This is a genomic window from Fodinibius sp. GM108 (assembly GCF_058386985.1).
The window spans coordinates 1-16,792 of record NZ_JBYEIR010000017.1; the positions used below are offsets into that span (position 1 = coordinate 1).

Here is a 16,792-nt window from a genome sequence, read left to right on the forward strand (position 1 = left end):
TTTGGTATCAAATTCGTGCGTGAACACAAGTTTCCAAGGCCGGTAAGCAAGCGTATACCCTTTGCTTTGGTTGTTGTGAAAAAAACACCGCTTCTCCGGATCGTCTGAACTGCCCGTGTAATAGGTTTCCTCTTTCTCCGAGCGGAGTATGTACAGAAAATAGCTCATGATTTCACAAATAAATAAAAAAAGGACTAACCAGCTTCTGCCGATTAGTCCTTCTTTTCTTTTGCCTAAGCTCCCCGGGTAGGATTCGAACCTACGACCCATCGGTTAACAGCCGATTGCTCTGCCGCTGAGCTACCGAGGATTATGTACCAAAATAAAAATCTTTTATCTCCCCGGGTAGGGTTCGAACCTACGTCCCGACAGCTGTCGGGATAACAGCCAATTCTCCGACTGCATTCTACCGAGGATTATAAATCAAAACAAATTTTCAACCGTCTCAAATAGAGCACAAATATAATGCATTCATGTAACGCAAGTCAAGTCCTTTTTCCATCTTTTTTGTACTTAACTTTTTCCAAAATGAGTCCCTTTGCCGAAGCACCGTGCCCGTTCTTTTGTTTGCTTGGTCGTTCAACCATATCTACAAATTCCTCAACAGTCCGCTTGCCCTGTCCCACCTCGATCATTGTGCCTACCAACCTGCGCACCATATGCCGGATAAACCGATTCGCCTCAATATAATAGATCAATAACGGATCATTTTCAGAAAACGCTGAATGCGTCACTTCACATACAGAATCGGGATTTTCATTGTCGGGTTTTGTAAAACTATCAAAATTGTGTGTCCCCCGCACTTTTTGAGAACAAAAATGCATCGCCTCCATATCGAGCTCATCCAGTATTATTTCGGATGTAAGTCGCCACAACGGCGTTGGGCGCCGGGCAATTTGGTAGCGGTAGCGGCGGGATACCGCATCAAAGCGGGCATGAAAATCTTCGTCAGTTTCCTGTAAATCCCAAACTGCGATATCATGTGGTAGTACTCCCAATAATGCATAAAGTAATTTATCACTGTCGAGCTGCTCGGGAAAATCAAAATGAGCTACCTGTTCTTCGGCGTGGACACCACTGTCGGTACGCCCCTGGCCAATCACGTCAACTGGCTGACGCAAAATCTGTGAAAGAGCATTTTCGATCTCTTCTTCAACTGTATTGGCATTGGGCTGCTTTTGCCAGCCGCTATAGTGTGTACCATCAAATTCAATTGATATTTTGTACCGGGGCATACTAAAAATCCACTTTCACGTTAGCCGTCAATCCGCCTGAAAAACGATTGGGTAAAACAAATATTGATCCACTGAACCGACGAGATTCCGCCTCTTTCTTTGCCCTGTTATACGCGCTGATACCGCTGATAATTCTGTTTGCGGCCATCATCACCAAAAGTGCGGGCAACTGCCGGTCGATTCGTTCAAAGCGATTGCGAAGGCTGTTGTATTTCTGGCGTTTTGCTTTATCCGACCAGTACCATCGATTTTCGGGGATATCAGCAAAAAGCTGATCCCAGTTTCTGCTGCGGCGCTGATAGTCGTTATAATCATCAAGACTGTTGAAATCACCGACAGTCAACTGGAACCGGCGGCTTCGCCCATCGATCTCTACACCCGTTTCATGACGTCCATAGGTAAGCCAGTTTTCCTGCATATTATTTGTGTGGATTGACAATCCCAGATAGCTAAGAACCAGACCTGCCTCGGCAGCCAAATGATATTTTCCCCGCGTCCAATCCGACTTATCCACGTGGTGGTGTCCCCAACCTGGCAGAGCCACCGATTTAAGAAAAGCTACTTTAGGATCGGGTAAATCTGCTTCGGACTTCAAATCCTGGGCCATGGCTCCTGAGGTAACTGACAGTATCAGGCAAATCAGGATCCACTTCATTTTTGTGCCGTCTTATGAATTATGATTTCTTCCGCTCCCTGTTCCAATGACGGAATATTGAAATACTGAATCCTATCATTAACAGGAATGTACCCAGCCAAACAACTGATATAAACGGCTTTTCCTCGGCCGAAAGCAATACCCACTCATCTTCAACATTTTCGTCTACCCCCCTAATCGTAAGCTCAATACTGCCATTAGACGGATCTACACTGGTAAACTGTATGGTACCTTCATGCCCAGGAATGGAAACAGGAGGCGAATAAGTCCAGTTTTCACCGTCATTGGAATAGATGGAAAACAGCGGATTCAATGGAGCTGAACTGTCGCTGCCGCGCTGCTTTATCTCTAAGTTTGCACGTACTGCAACCATCATGCTGTCTCGCAGTTCCTCATTGTCCACCTCTCCATATCCCTTAAATGTAAGATCAAATTCTCCTATGGGTTTGGTTTCACCGCGCTGTATGGAAACGTTTTGCACGCGAACAGAATCTTCACCCATGGCAGCCGGCTGCGTATCGGACTGCTTCTTCGCTTCTTCATTTCTTCGCTCTACAAAAGAACTACCCGCTACATATAAGTAGATATCACTTAGAAATCCACTCCGCACATCCGGATCCACCGACCACTCTATATTTGAGGCCGATGATGCCGTAAGCATAGGATATACATGAGGATTCAGATAAAACTGACTGCCCTCGCCGTCAGCAGGCTCAAATTTGATGTGGTATTCCTGCTGACCGGGTCGCTCCTGGTCTTTTAAGGTATATCCCTCATAAGTAACCTTGTACTTATCGCCAACAATCTTGGGTTCATTCAGCTTCAGCTCCAGGAGGTTTACTTTTTGTGTCTTTTGGAAACCCTGTTCATCTGTTACCTCTCCCCGCTCGATAGCGGCGTTATAGCGTTCTACAGATTCATCAAGCAGATGATTGTTATAGGCTGACGAAGCCAAGATTCCCAGCAGTAACACGCCAAAACCTATGTGCGACAGTGTACCTCCGATAACAGTCGGATTCTTACGTGCCAAACGAAACATTACGAATCCATTACCGATCACGGCAAACCAGGCCGTCAGAAGATAAAGCATATAATATAAATTGCGGACCTCACCAATCATGATCGTCGCCAGTGTCACCACACAAGTAATAGCTACAGGCCAGACAAGATCTTCGGCCAGCGATTCCGCATCCTGTCGCTTCCAGAAAAGGAGTTGTCCCAGAACGGTCATAATGGCGGCAATAATAGCCAGCGGCATCGTCCATTCGTTGTAGAAACTCACCTCTGGAGGAGTGGGATTTTCTACAAACAAGCGACCAATAATAGGTGAACTCGTACCCAGAATAATAACAAGCCCTATTAGAAAGAGTATCATTGCACCGGCAAAAGTCATAAACTCGCGACTCAGAAACTTGGACTCTTTTCTCTGGCGCGGCAGGTCCTTATATCGATAAAAGAACAAGCCCAACCCAATACCGGTAACAGCAATCATAAATATGACGAGCTGATTATATAATCCCAGATCTACGAAGCTGTGCACTGAGGAATCAGCTAAAATCCCTGACCGTGTAAGGAACGTCTCATAGACAATAGCCACATAAGCCAGAATTGCAAAGATAATCGAGGCTTTTTGGGAGGTCGAACTTTTACGCTGAATAATCATTGTATGAATACCGGCGGTACCAAGCAACCACGGAACGAATGATGCATTTTCCACCGGATCCCAGGCCCAGTACCCTCCGAAGGAGAGTGTGACATACGCCCAGTATCCGCCGAGGAAAATAGCCGTGAGCAGTGCTACATTAGCACCCAATGTCCATGGCAAGGCAGGATCAACCCACTCATTATATTTACGTTTCCAGAGAGCGGCCATGGCGAAACAATACGGCACCGTCATCATTGAAAAACCGAGAAAAAGTGCCGGCGGATGAATCATCATCCAGTAACTTTTAAGAAGATCATTCAGACCTTTTCCATCCTGAGGTACAAAATCGGGATTGGATTGCAGGAACGGCGCATTGGGCATCGCTTCGGCCAGAGTACGAAATGGTGAAGCACCAAGCGTAAAATCACCGAACGAGATGCCGGAAATCATCGACAGCAGAAAAATCTGGGTCAGTGTAAGGAAAAAAAGCACTGGTCCCCGATAGGGTTTACGCGTCCATCTCATCAGCCCCAATCCGATCAGTACAGAGAACAGAATCCACAGCATGAAGCTACCCTCCTGGCCGCCCCAGAAGGCGGAAATCAGGTATTTGAGCTGTAGATCACTGCTGGTATAATTATAGACATAATAGAAATTGAACTGGTGGGTCAGAATGATATATAGCAACAATCCCGAAGCAGCCAGTAAAAATAATCCCTGAAGACCAAATAACCAGTTCGATATTTTAAAGTATTTGTTCCTGTCGTTCTGGGAGTAGAGGAAATATCCAACAGCAGCCAGAATAGCACATAAAAAAGAAGCGTTGACTAGTAGATCACCGGCGAAACCTATCATATTATTTATAAATTACTATCAGTGTTTACTCTTTCGAATTCAGCATTTTCCCCATCATTGTATTTCGAAGGACATTTCATCAACATATCATTCGCATAGAAAACACCATTTTGCATTTCTCCGATTACTACAAGTTGATCAGCCTGTTCAAAGTTGTTGGGTTTAGGGTTGGGGAATATTACGCGGCGTACATTTCCGGCTTCGTCTTCCATATAAAAAGAAAACTGTTTGGTCTCCATCGAAAAGCCATAATCTTTCGAATCATCCCACGTGCCAACAACATGGGCTCCTTCCATGCCGGAAGCCTGTTCAAAATTCACATATGTGCTGATACTGTTTCCGAAGTTATACATCAACAGTGATGTAAAACCAACGATGGCAATGATGCCTACTATTAACTTAGGTTTCATGATTCTGTTACGTTAGATTGATTAATTTCCCTTTCAAGTTCGCCAACTTTTTTATCTACTCTGATGATAAAAAAGAGAAGTACAAACCAAATAATGAGACTTACTCCCAGCACGATAAAAATAAGGTCATTCGACGCTGCCGCCTGAATCAGCGGACTTGCTTGTTCTAATCCCGCCGAGCCATCCCACTGGGTAGAATAACTTTCTGTTAGTGTATCAACGGCCGCGACAGTATCTTCTTGTACCTGAAAATTAGAGAATTTCATGCTCCTTGTTGTTCAGTTATTTGCTTAACAGTTTTATACCGATTTAGAATTTCATTCAGCCAAACTGCCAGCGCAATGAATCCGATCACTGCCGGATAAAATATATAACGCAGCTCTGGCGCCGTGATTTCGCTGAAAGCTGGATTACCATCGGCTCCGGGATGCAGGCTCGGTAACTGCCGAGGTATTATATACAGCAAAAATGGTATAGTGGTTGCCGCAAATACATTAAAAACGGCGGCAATTTTTGCTCTTTTTTCAGGATTGTTAAAAGCGGTTCGCAACACAAAATACGCTACGTAAATCATCATTCCCAGCGCCGACAAATTCATCCGCGGTTCGGCAAATGTCCACCATGTACCCCATGTAAATCGCGCCCAGACAGCGCCCGTTAACAAACCGCAGATCCCGAAAAGGAGTCCCACCTGTGTTGCTGTTTCGGCTTTGCGATCAAATTCTATGCGGGGATTATTGAGGTACCGTATGCTGTAATACAATCCGCCTGCAAAACACACTGACATTGTAAACCACATGGGCACATGTAAAAACAAATTTCGGGCCGATTCTTTAAGAATAGGTATATCCGGAATGGGGATGAGAAATCCGACCGTAATAACAGCCGTCATCCAAAAAGCCACAATGTATTTCCAGGGTTTCAAACTCATTCTATTGTTCGCCAGAGCGGGTATTTATTTTAAGCTTGGTAATATACGAAATCTGTTTTGGAAAAATTAGTTTTTCCGCCTTCGGTTTTTCTGAATTTTAGCTAAGTTTACCATGTTCAAATAATGAATGACAACTGATCCAACATTTATGGCTGATCAATCCCAAAAAACCATCGATCTTCAACCAAGCTGGAAGAATCATATCCTTGGATATTGTATCTCAATTCTTTTGATCCCGCTTTTTGGCATTGGGCTTATCGGCTTGTATTGGGTATATAAACAACACAAAAAGTATTCTTACACATTTACTGATACGCAAATTTCTGCGCGGGATGATAAATATCAGCGCAATATTGATCTGGTAAATATAGAATATGTAAATCTTGAGCAGAGCTGGCTGCAAGAGAAAATGGAAGTGGGCGATCTGGTGCTGCATACCACTGCCACCTCCCTGAAATTGAGAGGGATGGAAAATCCAGAGACGCTGAAAAGTATGCTGGAAAAAGCTATTTCAGCCGAAAAACAGCGTCAAAAGCAAAAAAAGAAAGCAGAGCCGCGTCAGCCCGACCGAAAACCCGGCACAATGGACCGGATGGATTATCTGACAGGCCTCTGGCAACAGGGTCTTGTATCGGATGAAGAGTTCGAAAAAGAGAAAAAGCATTTCGAGTAGATACTGAACGCTTTTCAGACCCGGATCTGTACGGATCACTTACCACTCAGATCACAAAAAACACTAAGATATTTGGGGATATCCTCTCTCTAAAAAGATAGTAAATGAAGCAATTACATGTGCCCTTTTCATTTACTATCTGGTTTAAAATCCATGGAGCGCAGAAATAGGCTGATATGCATAAGGCTACATTTTCGTTAGCTGTACCTAGGATTCTTCAAAATCTCTAACCTCCCTCTTTCTGTTTGTCGCCCATCTCCTTTCCACTTTTTTGGAACAGATACCCCTACTGATGTTCTTGATTACTAAAGGCACCAGAAATGTTTACTCAGACGCATTTTAAGCTGCCTTTAACAATATCCAAAGGGAGAAATATGGATATAAAAACCATAATACCAATTAAATCTCAAGAGCTATGTTATACAGTGTTTTAGATAAGTACTGATGGGGAAAAGCAATCCCCGAGTTTAGATTATAGTAAGAATAACATCTACGATTCCCCCGGGACTTTTTTGGTTCGTTCCAGTGATTTTCTGGTCCCGACTGCTGTCGGCGGTTTTGGTCACAAAAAATGAACAGTAGATGGTCCCGAGCCACCGGCGGAACCTGATGGGACAGTTTTCGTCAGTACAGCCTACGTATCCCGACAGCCGTCGGGAGCAGTAGGCCCTTGATCTTTTACTAGTCTTTTGGACATGTCCGCCTACCGGCGTGATCAAGCCAAAAGACGGACAGAAACTTCCGAATTCGTGCGCCGAAGTTCTGATGCTTCGGAATATGTTTTACTGCACCGTTGCCTGCCCCAAATTTTTTCGGGGCTCATTCAAAAGGTGCAAAGAAAGGTCCCCGGTTTCTTTTTTACTTTCTTTTACGCTTGGTTCTTTAGCATTGATTAATTCAATTTTATAAATAATAGGAGCAAAACTTAAACCAACCACATTTATCAGTTATGTTCTCACTTCTATCCCGATTTTCTATTCTTGCAAGCTTCATTTTTGCATTCACTTTCGCTGCCATTGGTCAGGCAAATTTTGAGGCAGCTGAACGTTTCACCGAAGAGAGAATGGAAAAAATGACCGGAAGCACGCAGATCAATCCTCGCTGGATAGAAGACCAAGACCGGTTTTGGTATAGCTACGAAAATCAATCCGGCCAAAACTGGTATTTTGTTGATGCCGCTGAAGGTGAAAAACGCCCTCTCTTTGATCGAAAGGACTTAGCTGCTGAACTAGCGGAAATATTCAATAAACCTTTCAATCATAAAGACTTATCTCTGCAGGATTTTGAATACAATGTGAAAGATGAACTTTTCACATTTCACGTGGACAGTATCAATTTCAAGTATCGGTTTGAAGAAAACGAACTCGTTAAAGGTGACTCGGTAAAAGAAGAATCCCGCGAACAATGGGCAACGTTCTCTCCCGACAGCAGCTGGATCGCCTATGCAAAAAATCACAACCTCTACCTGATGAAAGCCGACGATCCGGACAGTACCGAATATCAGCTAACTGATGACGGCGAACGCTGGTATAGTTTTCAGGCTGATGAAGGCGATACCACCAGCAATGAAAAATTGCGCTCTTCTGCTCAATGGTTCGAAGACTCCGAAAAACTCTACATCAGACGAACTGACGAACGTGATGTTGATGAACTCTGGGTAATCAATTCTCTTGGAGAACGTCCCGAGCTGGAAACCTATAAATATGCTATGCCGGGCGAAGAAAATGTGCCACAACACGAAATGTGGGTTTTTCAGGCAGACACTGTGGACAGTACTGATGGTGTGCAGCTGGATATTGATAAAGAAGAATGGAGCGATGAAGTAATCGGCGGTGCCTATTTCAACAATGGAGGTATCTATACCGGCACTGGCTCAGATTATCTTTATATGCTGAGGCGCAATCGCGAATGGAATAAAATTGATGTACTGAAATCAAATACTGAGACCGGCGAAACAGAAGTACTTTTCAGCGAAGAAAGCAATCCTTATTTCAATGTGATGCTTTCGAACCTGGCGATTATTAATGAAGGGGAAGAATATATATGGTGGTCGGAACGCACCGGCTGGGGACAGTTCTACCTGTATGATGAAAATGGGAACCTGAAAAATCGAATTACCGACGGACATTTTGTGGCCGGCGATATAGCAAAAATCGATACCACCGAGCGTACACTCTATTTCGAAGGATACGGCCGCGAAGACGATATGAACCCCTATTACGCTCAGCTCTACAGGGTTAATTTTGATGGATCTGATATGGAGCGGTTAACACCTGAGGATGCCACACACGATATCAGCGCTTCGGAAGAAGGTAACTATTTTGTCGACAATATTTCACGGGTGGAGCAGCCTACGAGCTCTGTAGTTCGCAACGGTGACGGAGAGATAATCACTACGCTTGAACAAACAGATGTAAGCCGTATGGAAGAGGCCGGCTGGCAGCCACCGGAGACGTTCAAGGTAAAGGCCGCTGATGATGCGACAGATATTTACGGCGTCATGTGGAAGCCTTTCGACTTCGATTCAACAAAAAGCTATCCCATCATCACCTATGTCTATCCCGGTCCGCAGACTGAGCCCTTCCCTATTGGCTTTAGTCATGAAGATGAAACGGCCCTGGCGCAGCTTGGTTTTATTGTAGTAGCAATGGGTCAGCGTGGCGGAAGTCCCATTCGAAGCAAATATTACCATAACTACGGCTATGGCAATCTGCGTGATTATCCGCTCAAGGATAACAAGTATGGATTGGAACAGCTGGCTGCCCGTCATTCGTTTATCGATCTCGACAAGGTGGGCATTTACGGTCACTCCGGCGGTGGATTTATGAGCACTGCTGCCCTGCTTACGTATCCGAATTTTTATGACGTGGCGGTTTCTTCAGCCGGTAATCACGACAACAATATTTACAACATGTGGTGGAGCGAAATTCATCATGGTGTGGAAGGTGTTGAAAAAGAAGTTCGAGACACTACCTCGGCTGATTCGGTAAGAACCAAAACCGAATTTCAATCAGAAATCGATACCAATATAGATCTTGCTCAAAATTTAGAAGGACACTTACTGCTTGTCCATGGTACAATTGATAATAATGTGCATCCGGCGAATACAATCCGACTGGCTAACGCGCTAATCGAAAAAGGGAAAAAGTTCGATTTTATGATGATGCCGGGGCAGCGACACGGATTTGGACAGTATTCCCCTTATTTCGAACGGATGCGCTGGCGCTATTTCGCCGAACATCTGCTTGGGGATTATCGTCCGGATAAGATCGACTATAATATTCCGGAAGATGAATAAAATCTTATAACATGGAGTCCACCTTATCTGGGGAATCGCTCTCTCAAAGGCATTCCTCGTTTACTGCAGGACTCACTTTAACTTTTTTCCAGTTTGCTCCTGTCCCAGCCGGCATTCTCGGCTGCAGCGTTATAGGTTGTCTGAAGAAATGAGAACAACATATCATCCGGTTCAGAAGCCATCTGCACCGTCTTATAGGGAAGAATAAATTCAGCGAGTTCTTCATGGTACTTAGCTTCTTTGGGCTTAATTTTAGCTGCTTTAAATCCATCGGGTGCGGGATAAGCGTATGAATAGAACGCTGCCTCTCCCAAACCGGTGCCGGGCCAGAATCCTGCGCTTGACAGCTCGTGAGAGTAGCTCTCTTCCATAACCCAATCAGGACAATTTGGTATTCCTCCCGGATGTTTTGGAGCCGGTCGACCGGAGAATCGAGTGACTGCCAGATCAAATGCGCCCCAGAAAAAATGTACGGGACTGACTTTACCCGTAAAATCAGCTCTGAATTGTGTAAAAACCCGATGGGTGTCTGTCAGCGCCTGCCAGAAAAGCTGAATTGCTTCGGCGTCGTAAGATGTGTGGTTCGTATCTTTATAGAAAGGCGTAATCGGATCAGGCAATTCAGCCGGCATGGGGTAAATACTGGTTTCTATTCCCAGCTGGTTTAAACTATCGAAAGTTTTATCGTAGAAATCAGCAACAGATAGTGAATCCAGTGCGAAATGCCGGTTCTCGCCATTTACCTTTTGTATCTCCAGCAAGTGATCCACAAAATTGAACTCTATTTCAAATCCGCCTGATTGATGCGGGATGAGCGAAGTGGTCAATCCATGTGACGAAACATAAAGAGTAACATGCCATGAGTGATTTATCCAGGGCATATTTTCCAGCCGTATTTTCCCGATAATTTGTGACCATAAATGCACCTTCTTCAACGTTTCTTGCCACTCCGCTACAGAAGGTAGTTCCGGCCAGTAATATTCACTGTGGGTTTCCGATATTTTTTCTCTCATTTCATTGATTTTTGAAACTGTTCATTTTCTCTCATCCGGTGGACAACTTAGAACAACGGATCTTGCGTCTTTCACGACGGATATTAAGTCATTGCCTACAACTCTCTCGATTATTCACTAACCACAATAAAACTCAGAAGATTTCAGTAATTTGAATTATGTCTCCACCCTCTCAACAACTGTAAAATCTTCTCTCTCCTCTCGATCCAGTTGATATTCATGCTCCTGCGAAGCCACGGTAAAGTGCCAAGATATCCCTGCAACGACCAGTAGCACTGCATAGAGAATCATCGTCTGCTGAATCGTAAGCCAGTCATTTTCTAAAATCCAAGAAGCAGCAATGACTGAAGCCGACTGTGTAAGCGTAAACAAAAGCCATTCGGTACTGAATATGCGTCCCCGGAATGGATCGGGGGTACGCCGCTGAAGAAGTACCGTACTCATCACCCAGTTGGCACCCGAAGCGGCATGAGCAATAAAGACGAAAAACAGCATTATGCCAAGGCTCGTCGTCATCCCAACGACAGAATACATCGCTCCGCCGAACATCATACAGTAACCCATTGCGCGCACCCAGTCGCGCTCGCTATCAAATATTCGACGTCCTATAACCGGACCGATACCCGTCCCGACACCGCGCGCCGAATACAATAATCCCAATCCAACGCTTCCCATCATCAAAACCTCCTCGGAAACCAGGATCAGCATGTATGTTAATCCACCGAGCAGCATGGTAAAGCAACCTTTTGCAAGTGTGGGACGCAATACTTGGTGATTGTTAAACAGATAGCGAAATCCTTCTTTGATGCCTGTTAGCGGATTGCGGGTTCGTTTTCGTTCGGCTTCATCCATCTTCTTTTGTGGAATCACCGCCCGGTATATAAACACGGCTGATATGACATACGAAACAGCGTTAATAATAAATACCAGATCGGTACCAAGACCAGCCGTTGCCAGTCCGCCGATACCCATTCCGATCGTAAATATAATACTCCAGCTGGCCGCCGAGAGTACGTTGGCATCTACCAGCTCTTTATCTGTTGTTACATTGGGGATGGATGAAGTTTTGGCCGGCTCAAAAATAGCGGAAAACATCATCTGCAAAGCTGTTAAAACATACGCCAGCCAAAGCGTCTCGTAGGATCCGATCAGCAATAGTCCCAATACCAGAAGTGCGCGAACCAGATCGCAGACAATCATAATTCTGCGGCGATTGAAGCGGTCGGTAATATAACCTGCAAAGGGAGAAAAGCTGGCCAGGCTCATCATCTTAACTACTATGATAAGTCCCAGCAAAAATTCGGAATCAGAATATTTGGTAATCAGCGCATAAACGGCCAGGATTCCGAACCAATCCCCAAAATTGGATACAACCTGACTAAGCCACAACCGGCGATAGTTCTGATTATTGGATACCAGATCAATATAGGGACGTATCTTGTCTAACAAACCCAGTTATTAGGTTAATAGTTAACGGTGATTAGTTACTCCTCGATAGAAGTCGAGATTACGTAGGACAAGTAAACATACAACAAATAACAAGTGACAAATAACCAACTCCTACTTCACACCAGTGCTGCCAAAGCCGCCGTCGCCGCGCTCTGTTTCGGTGAGATCTTCTACCTCATGAACGTCAGCCTGAACAACGGGAGCTATGATCATCTGCGCCACGCGGTCTCCGTGATTGATGACAAACTCTTCCTCTCCCAGGTTTACGGCCAGCATTTTCAATTCACCGCGATAATCGGCATCAATGGTGCCCGGTGTATTGAGCATCGTGACACCGTGCCGATAAGCCAGTCCGCTGCGGGGACGCATCTGGGCCTCATATCCTTTCGGTAGCGCCATTTTTAAACCAGAAGGTATCAACTTTCGTTCTCCTGGTTTTAGTGTGACAGGTTCTTCCAATGCCGCCCGTATATCCATACCGGCTGCATATTCTGATTCATAAGATGGCAGCGGTAAATCCTCAGCATGAGGTAACTTTTTAAACTGTATATTCATGGTTTTTTAACTGTAGGGATTTGAATATTAGATGTTTTCACAACTATAGTGAAATAATTAGCAGAAATAATAATCACTTCTTATCTATTGAATATATTAACACGTAATAATCGACTATGGATGATACACCCATTAACTCCCTCTCAAGAGGGTACTGGACCTTATCAAAATCCTAGACCTGCTTACCGGACTCTCGGTTCTTTTTTATAATCGGTCAATCGTACTTTGACATTTCCCAGCCAAACTTTTGCATGGGCTTCCACTGGAACCCGAAGATCATCAGTAGTATACCATGCTTTATAATTGCCACTAAAACCGAAGGGACCGTCAATATCAGCAACACCATCACTGTAAAAAGTCCTTACAGGTTTTTCAAAAGCATCGTATTCCCGCTCCTCGATTTCAGTAGTATTGCGACCATTGATATATCCCTTTTCTCTTTCGAGGTATACGGGGAGCTTAAAATTTTGATCACTGCCTGCAAAAAGCCGTGAATAGTAAAATACCAGCTGTCCCGAACTGGAATGCTCAGTCAGTTGAAGCGTATCGACAGGTTCACCCTGCTCGGAGTAATATACTTCATAATTCTTGTAATCGAACGCATATCGTTCACTGTTAAACTCCTTTTCATCTACGTTATCGCGCCAGTAAAGCTGGGTATAGGGCAGGCTGTCAGTTTCAACCATAAAGGTGTTATAGTGATTTTCTTCAGTGCCGACAAAAGGTATTCCCGAATTGGACGTAATAATCGTTCGCAGATGCCAAACTTTTTTTCCATTGTAGGTAGTATCTCTAAGAATTTCGGTCTGCACTTGCCCCAGTGTAAAGAAGCTGTATTTTACTTCATAAGTAAACACCTCTTTCCACTCCAGAAGCTCCTCCATGGTCGGCGGACGTTCGGAATGCTCAAAAGTAAATAAGGAATCTTGTGCGAAGCTCTCCAAAGAGCCTGCCAATAACAAAAATAACAGTGCACAGAATAGTCCGGTTTTAAAGCGCGTCAAATGACTTCAAGTTGAGTTTAGAAAATTATTTTAAATAAACGTCCAAAGTTCGATATTATAAGACTTAATCTGAAATATTATTGAAGGTATCATAGACGAATTTCGTTTCATGCGAAGCAATCATTTCCTCTATCTTTTATTTCTGCTCTATACCAGCTTACTTCTGATATCTGGGTGTTCAAAAAGTGACGATCAACGTGAATTTGAGAGGCAGGCTCTTGCTGAACCGCAAGGGATTACAGAAACTGATCAAAACGGCAATGTTTTAAAGACGGATCCTGACGACTGGCGAATTTCGCCAATGTATCAAGGTTTGATCACAATTGGTACTCCCGACAATCAGCCGCCCTATCCTAACCCACTCTCTTTCAACCAGGAATTGACAGTTAATATCTATATTCGAAGTATTGAAACCTTAAACAGGCTTGAAATCCACTCATTTGAATTGCCTGATCAAGGATTACCTACTATTGCTGTACGCGATGAAATTTCATCTCCAACGCTGGAAACATTCACACTGAGCGGTCAACTTATTTCGGGATCTTCGGGTGGTAGCCAGGCTTCAGGATTATACCGTATTCTCATTTATGACGGACAACAAAATGTCGTTACTTACGGAGATGTTCAGATCGGGTCATCAGATGCAGGAAACGGATCATAATAGGTTGTTTAAGAGTATAATGCCTCCTATTTTCAACTTTAAAAAAAGCATTAATGGTATGGCTAAACGAAAAATCACAAAATCAGAGCAACAGGTGCTTAACAAGCTTATTTACCCGGAAACCTTTCAGGATATCCTGGATGAAACCGGCCTGTTATACGGCGAGCTGCGGGATGATCTGATCAATCTGCTCAGTTACCACCTGATTGAAGCATATGAACGAAGCGGCAATAAGATTTCACTAACCAGCTTTTATGACGCCGATAATCTGCAGGATTTCACTTTCAGAGCTACGAGTAAGGGACTCAGTAAAATAAAATCACAATAAGATGAAATTTGAAGCTATTATCAACGGTGAAACAACCGAGCTGGAATTGTCTGAAGAATCCGGAGAAGTTGAGTTTGGAGATGAAAGGCACTCTTACGAGTTTCATCGTCAGAAAAACGGCCGTTACCTCCTTCGAATGGGAACAAAGCTTTACAAAATTGATAATGTAAAATACGACAAGCATACCATAAGATTTACTATCGACGGACAGTGGCATGAAGTTGATGTGCGCAATGAGCAAGATCTGCTCCTGGATCGGCTTGGCTTCAAACGTCCCGGTGAAATCGGTGAAGGTGAACTCAATGCTCCCATGCCCGGCAAAATCCTGGAGGTACTTGTCAGCGAAGGTGACGAAGTAGAACTCGGCGACCCGGTGGCTATCCTTGAAGCCATGAAAATGGAAAACGAACTTAAAGCTCCCATCAAAGGCGTAATCTCATCGATCGCCGTAGAGCAGGGAGACTCACTCGAAAAAGACGCTTTAATCTTAGAAATAGAAGCAAGTGGATAAATTTGTTATAGAAGGACCTACCCCTCTCAAAGGATCTATTCCAATCAGCGGATCAAAAAATGCGGCACTGCCCCTGATGGCGGCTGCACTTTTAGGTGATTCGCCAACTACTATTACCAATATTCCGAAATTGCGCGATATATATACATTTAACAATGTTATCCGCGTAACGGGTACACATGTAGATTTTGATGAGGATGAGGGTATTCTCACTATCGATCCCAAACATCTCTCCCATTATGAAGCTCCGTATGAGCTGGTTCGCAAGATGCGAGCATCCTTTTATATGCTGGGCGCTTTAGTTGGCAAATATGGAGAAGCAAAAGTGTCGCTGCCGGGCGGCTGTGCGTGGGGACCTCGTCCCGTTGACCTGCACCTCGATGGCATGCGCGAAATGGGGATCGACATTGAGCTTGACCAAGGATATGTCATTGCCAACGCACCTGAAACAGTAGAAGGCGGCACATTTACCCTGGAGCCCAGCAGCGTAGGTGCAACAATCAATTTAGTGTTGGCATCAGTACTGCGCGCCAAAAAGTTTACGATCCAAAATGCGGCTAAGGAGCCAGATGTTGTGCTTTTTTGCGAAAAACTGTCTAAAATGGGCGCCGATATAGAGGGCATCGGAACAAGAAAACTTACCATCAGAAAAGTTGACAGCCTCGAAGGTATTGAAGCCCGTAACGCATCTGACCGTATTGAGACAGGTACCTTTATGATCGCAGCGGTCATGCATCCCGAATCGGATATAACGCTGACTAATGTAGATGTTGATGATTTGGGGCATTTTCCTGAAACGTTTCGAGAAACGGGCGCCGAGATGACTATTAAAGATAGCACTATTCATATTGAAGCTCCTGGCGAAATCAATCCGACTTCAATTAAAACGGATGTCTATCCCGGATTTCCCACCGACCTGCAGGCACAATGGTCCACCATGATGACCCAAGCCACCGGGAGTACCTCGGTCACGGATACCATTTACGACGACCGATTCAGTTATGTACCCGAAGTAGTACGTCTTGGTGCCGATATGGATGTGGAAGGCAATACTGTGCACATTGAAGGGAAAACCCCACTCAAAGGTGCCTCTGTCATGAGTACTGATCTCCGGGCTAGTGTAAGCCTGGTGTTGGCAGGACTTGTTGCCAAAGGCAAGACCGATGTTCTTCGAATCTACCACCTCGATCGCGGTTATGAGGATCTGGAACAAAAGCTTACCAATGTGGGGGCCAATATTAAGCGCATGGATCAGGAAGCGTAGAGCATTATTTTTCCCCTCTGCTCTGAATCCTGTTTTTCTATCTTGGAAATAAGTATGGGAAATCCGAAAGAAGGTCGCTTTGATTGAGGACAATTCGGCATAACAGATAAGCTATCTCTCCACTACGATCGGGGACAATGCTTTTTAGAGATTTTTCAGTGGAACTCTGCTTTTGATGTTTATTATCCGATTCTCAGCTGTCTTCAGACAGCTTCTGGCTTTTTAGCTCAGTCTGTTAGACTTATCTCTTGTGTTGAGAATTGCCATTAACTTCTTCTTTTTAAAGTACCAGCAAGCGGAAGAAA

The 16,792-nt window shown here is 44.4% G+C and carries 17 protein-coding genes and 2 tRNA genes; 6 read left to right on the forward strand and 13 right to left on the reverse strand.

Annotation, left to right across the window (positions count from 1 at the left end):
* The 9 genes from ACT3ID_RS18580 to ccsA all read right to left on the reverse strand — a co-directional run.
* On the reverse strand, window positions 1-270 hold a 270-nt coding region (locus tag ACT3ID_RS18580; protein WP_491543568.1), incomplete at its 3' end, for a GIY-YIG nuclease family protein.
* Window positions 239-310, reverse strand: a tRNA-Asn gene (locus tag ACT3ID_RS18585). The genes ACT3ID_RS18580 and ACT3ID_RS18585, both read right to left, overlap by 32 nt.
* 27 nt (window positions 311-337) lie before the next feature.
* Window positions 338-416, reverse strand: a tRNA-Gly gene (locus ACT3ID_RS18590).
* 69 nt (window positions 417-485) lie between these two features.
* Entirely contained in the window at window positions 486-1,235 is a 750-nt protein-coding gene (gene truA, locus ACT3ID_RS18595) for a tRNA pseudouridine(38-40) synthase TruA (RefSeq protein ID WP_491543569.1), read from the reverse strand.
* A gap of 1 nt (window position 1,236) precedes the next feature.
* On the reverse strand, window positions 1,237-1,890 hold the full coding sequence (locus tag ACT3ID_RS18600) for a hypothetical protein (RefSeq protein WP_491543570.1): 654 nt from the start codon (window positions 1,888-1,890) through the stop codon (window positions 1,237-1,239).
* A 19-nt stretch (window positions 1,891-1,909) separates the two neighbouring features.
* On the reverse strand, window positions 1,910-4,390 hold the full coding sequence (locus tag ACT3ID_RS18605) for a heme lyase CcmF/NrfE family subunit (RefSeq protein WP_491543571.1): 2,481 nt from the start codon (window positions 4,388-4,390) through the stop codon (window positions 1,910-1,912).
* A gap of 5 nt (window positions 4,391-4,395) precedes the next feature.
* Window positions 4,396-4,800, reverse strand: a complete 405-nt coding sequence (locus ACT3ID_RS18610; protein WP_491543572.1) for a cytochrome c maturation protein CcmE domain-containing protein — start codon at window positions 4,798-4,800, stop codon at window positions 4,396-4,398.
* Window positions 4,797-5,066, reverse strand: coding sequence for a CcmD family protein (locus tag ACT3ID_RS18615; protein ID WP_491543573.1), 270 nt, complete (start codon window positions 5,064-5,066; stop codon window positions 4,797-4,799). Before ACT3ID_RS18615 ends, ACT3ID_RS18610 begins: the two co-directional genes overlap by 4 nt.
* Window positions 5,063-5,725 (reverse strand): cytochrome c biogenesis protein CcsA, encoded by a 663-nt coding sequence (gene ccsA / locus ACT3ID_RS18620; RefSeq protein WP_491543574.1) that lies wholly within the window; start codon window positions 5,723-5,725, stop codon window positions 5,063-5,065. Before ccsA ends, ACT3ID_RS18615 begins: the two co-directional genes overlap by 4 nt.
* Window positions 5,726-5,879: 154 nt before the next feature.
* Between ccsA and ACT3ID_RS18625 the strand changes: the two genes are divergently transcribed.
* Together ACT3ID_RS18625 and ACT3ID_RS18630 are read left to right on the forward strand one after the other, a co-directional pair.
* Window positions 5,880-6,404, forward strand: coding sequence for a PH domain-containing protein (locus ACT3ID_RS18625; protein ID WP_491543575.1), 525 nt, complete (start codon window positions 5,880-5,882; stop codon window positions 6,402-6,404).
* A 949-nt stretch (window positions 6,405-7,353) separates the two neighbouring features.
* A complete protein-coding gene (locus ACT3ID_RS18630) occupies window positions 7,354-9,702 on the forward strand; it encodes a S9 family peptidase (protein WP_491543576.1) in 2,349 nt (782 codons plus the stop codon).
* 77 nt (window positions 9,703-9,779) lie between these two features.
* Here ACT3ID_RS18630 and ACT3ID_RS18635 read toward each other — a convergent pair whose 3' ends face one another.
* The 4 genes from ACT3ID_RS18635 to ACT3ID_RS18650 form a co-directional block, all read right to left on the reverse strand.
* Window positions 9,780-10,715 carry a DUF5996 family protein gene (locus ACT3ID_RS18635; RefSeq protein WP_491543577.1) on the reverse strand — a complete coding sequence of 312 codons (936 nt, stop codon included), beginning with the start codon at window positions 10,713-10,715 and terminating at the stop codon, window positions 9,780-9,782.
* A 156-nt stretch (window positions 10,716-10,871) separates the two neighbouring features.
* Complete coding sequence (locus ACT3ID_RS18640) at window positions 10,872-12,164, reverse strand: MFS transporter (RefSeq protein WP_491543578.1); 1,293 nt, start codon at window positions 12,162-12,164, stop codon at window positions 10,872-10,874.
* A 111-nt stretch (window positions 12,165-12,275) separates the two neighbouring features.
* Window positions 12,276-12,719 (reverse strand): dUTP diphosphatase, encoded by a 444-nt coding sequence (gene dut / locus ACT3ID_RS18645; RefSeq protein ID WP_491543579.1) that lies wholly within the window; start codon window positions 12,717-12,719, stop codon window positions 12,276-12,278.
* 182 nt (window positions 12,720-12,901) lie between these two features.
* A complete protein-coding gene (locus tag ACT3ID_RS18650) occupies window positions 12,902-13,663 on the reverse strand; it encodes a DUF3108 domain-containing protein (protein ID WP_491543580.1) in 762 nt (253 codons plus the stop codon).
* A 169-nt stretch (window positions 13,664-13,832) separates the two neighbouring features.
* Here ACT3ID_RS18650 and ACT3ID_RS18655 point away from each other — a divergent pair, with 169 nt between their 5' ends.
* Genes ACT3ID_RS18655 through murA form a run of 4 tightly spaced genes read left to right on the forward strand, consistent with a single transcriptional unit; the run spans window position 13,833 to window position 16,487 of the window.
* Window positions 13,833-14,384: a hypothetical protein gene (locus ACT3ID_RS18655; RefSeq protein WP_491543581.1), complete on the forward strand. Its 552-nt coding sequence runs from the start codon at window positions 13,833-13,835 to the stop codon at window positions 14,382-14,384.
* 58 nt (window positions 14,385-14,442) lie between these two features.
* Window positions 14,443-14,712, forward strand: a complete 270-nt coding sequence (locus ACT3ID_RS18660; RefSeq protein ID WP_491543582.1) for a hypothetical protein — start codon at window positions 14,443-14,445, stop codon at window positions 14,710-14,712.
* 1 nt (window position 14,713) lies between these two features.
* Window positions 14,714-15,223: an acyl-CoA carboxylase biotin carboxyl carrier protein subunit gene (locus ACT3ID_RS18665; protein WP_491543583.1), complete on the forward strand. Its 510-nt coding sequence runs from the start codon at window positions 14,714-14,716 to the stop codon at window positions 15,221-15,223.
* Complete coding sequence (gene murA, locus ACT3ID_RS18670) at window positions 15,216-16,487, forward strand: UDP-N-acetylglucosamine 1-carboxyvinyltransferase (protein ID WP_491543584.1); 1,272 nt, start codon at window positions 15,216-15,218, stop codon at window positions 16,485-16,487. The genes ACT3ID_RS18665 and murA overlap by 8 nt, the downstream gene beginning before the upstream one ends.
* The last annotated feature ends 305 nt before the right edge of the window (window positions 16,488-16,792 follow it).